The organism is Vibrio sp. 10N.222.48.A3, from assembly GCF_041475345.1.
Taxonomy (GTDB): Bacteria; Pseudomonadota; Gammaproteobacteria; order Enterobacterales; family Vibrionaceae; genus Vibrio; species Vibrio tasmaniensis_A.
Genome location: NZ_JBFRVX010001238.1, coordinates 1 through 2,291, shown reverse-complemented (window position 1 = coordinate 2,291; position 2,291 = coordinate 1). Strand labels below are relative to the sequence as shown.

Here is a 2,291-nt window from a genome sequence, read left to right as displayed (position 1 = left end):
CATTATAACTACCACCAAAACTTGGCGTGATCATACCCATATCATCGTTACGACGATAAATAGCAACAAGTGCTGGGTTATAGAATGGAGCTGTTAGGAAGTTTGCTGAAACAACACCAACACCACCCATCGCATCACCACGCGCTTCAATGGCGTAGTTTGCTGCTGAAAGAGGAAGACTGGCGAATGCAATTGATGCTGCGAGTAGTTTAGTTGTATTTTTCATGCCGTTTATCTTTGTTAGATCCCTTACATTATTAACGGCTCAATTCTAAATTACTTTAGCTACTCTTCGCTAGAAATATCATAAGTTTTACTGATAGTTTGTGCTTGCTCTATCGCTATGTCACCTTGCCAGCGCGAATGTACCATTGAAACAGCTAAAACATAACGATCATTGGGCACTTCTTCACCCGTTAAATTGGTCGGATAATCGGATTCATAACTTTTACCCCACACCTGCTTATACCGTTCATCGACATAATCGTACAAACCTACGTCTAACTTTGGTAATGGGCAGTATGGGTTCAGCAGTGCTTTTTTATCGATCAACCAAGAGTCTTTAGATGCCCAACGAACTTGTTGACGCATAACCACTTCACCAAGAATGACCCAAGTGCTCCAGGAGTTACCGCTATTTCCTTTTACAGTCAGGCGATAAAGTCCAGAATCGAGTTGAGACGCTAAGCTATAACGTTTGCTGTATACACTCACTGAAGTGTTATTGATTACAGGGTTACCTTTGGTGAACTCACTATCAGACGAAACGACCTTGTCGACCCACTTCTCAAAGGTGATGTCTTGGATGTTGCTTTCCGATTCAACATCAATCGCCACACGGAATGTTTCCCTGCCTGGGCTTTGGATAATGTGTCTTTTCACGACGACCGAGCTTATCCAGTCCGGTAAAGTGTTTTTGGTGAGCGTTTTCCCACAATCTTTGTTCAATGCTTGCTCGAACAGCTGATTGAGATGATCTTCGCGAGATTGCGAAGCGTTGATTTGCCAAACTTCCACTAGTGAATCAAACATCAATGCTAAATCATTATCTAGCAGATGCTTGTGCACTTGTGTCAGCGCATCACTGTCCTTAAACCAATCGGCGGAGTGTGCAGTATTGATGACGCTTGATAAAATGAGTAGTGGAAGTAAGGCTTTTTTCATTACGCTTTCATCTTGTAGCCAACGCCACGTAAGGTTTCAATTTCTAAACCTGGTAACTTCTGTCTTAGTTGCAGAACGTGCGTATCTACAGTACGAGTTGTTGGGAAGTGGTTGTAACCCCAAACGTGGTCTAGTAGCTCATCACGAGTAAACACTCGACCAAGATTACTTGCCAAGAATAGCAATAGATCAAATTCCGTACGCGTTAACGTGACTTCCAGTTCATTAAAAAACACTTCACGTGTTGCCTTGTCAATTACCAGATTTTGAGCCATCACTTTTGATGCATCTTGATCTTCAGCATCAGGTAGGCGTAGCTGTGCACGGATTCGAGCAAACAGTTCAGCTTCTGCAAATGGTTTCGTTAGGTAATCATTCGCACCTGAGTCTAAGCCGGCTACTTTGTCTTTTACTGTCACGAGAGCCGTAAGCAAAATAACTGGGATGTCTTTCTTTTTCTTCCAACCGGGAAGTGAATCTACTGAGTCACCATCAGGAAGTTGACGGTCTAGGATCACAAGATCCGCTTGTTCCCAATAGCCTTCAACTTCAGAGATCAGCTCGGCATGTAAACATTCATATCCAGCTTGCTCAAGGCTAACTAATAAACCGTCAGCTAAATTTTTATCGTCTTCAACGAGAAGCAATGTCTGTTTCACAAGGTATCTCCAAAATAAATGTTGTTGGGGGGCCGATAAGCGTCATGTGACCGCCCATTTTTCCGACCATAGATTCTACTATCGTCAGACCTAAACCGAGTCCACTCTTACTTACGAATGGCTTTCTTAGTTGCCCCCAATCTTTGCGAGACAAGTCTCCATTATCTATAACTTTGAATGTCAGCTTCTTGTCAGAAGTATTCAGTTCTAGTATCACCGGGGCAACGCCGTATTTCACGGCATTTCTGATCAGGTTATCGATACACGTTCCTAACCAATATACGTTTACTTTTGCAGCAATATCTTTGTTTACGCGGAGTTCAATGCCCGGAGCAAAGTCTTCTTCAACTTTGTATTGAAGCCACTCTTCAACACTTGGCACCCACTCTGTAGCAAGCGGTTGGTTGTCTGATTGCAAATAGTCTTTACTTGCTTCTGCCAACTGCCTTAAACGGCGTGTATCTTCAC

At 43.0% G+C, this 2,291-nt stretch carries 4 protein-coding genes; all 4 read right to left on the bottom strand.

Annotation, left to right across the window (positions count from 1 at the left end; genetic code table 11):
- Positions 1 to 226 (bottom strand): conjugal transfer protein TraF (traF, locus tag AB4653_RS25320; protein WP_372105603.1); only part of this gene is annotated, 226 nt, incomplete at its 3' end.
- Positions 227 to 285: 59 nt separating this feature from the next.
- Positions 286 to 1,164, bottom strand: coding sequence for a DUF2861 family protein (locus AB4653_RS25315; protein ID WP_102258013.1), 879 nt, complete (start codon positions 1,162 to 1,164; stop codon positions 286 to 288).
- The gene (gene vxrB, locus AB4653_RS25310; protein ID WP_009845363.1) at positions 1,164 to 1,823 is read right to left on the bottom strand and encodes a response regulator transcription factor VxrB; all 660 of its coding nucleotides are present in this window, start codon (positions 1,821 to 1,823) and stop codon (positions 1,164 to 1,166) included. The genes AB4653_RS25315 and vxrB overlap by 1 nt, the downstream gene beginning before the upstream one ends.
- Positions 1,798 to 2,291, bottom strand: a 494-nt coding sequence (locus AB4653_RS25305; RefSeq protein WP_372105602.1) for a sensor histidine kinase, incomplete at its 5' end; no start/stop codon positions are given. The genes vxrB and AB4653_RS25305, both read right to left, overlap by 26 nt.

Bases quoted from the DNA above. Each gene is read 5' to 3' on its own strand.
- AB4653_RS25315 (WP_102258013.1), bottom strand. From the start codon at position 1,164: ATGAAAAAAGCCTTACTTCCACTACTCATTTTATCAAGCGTCATCAAT.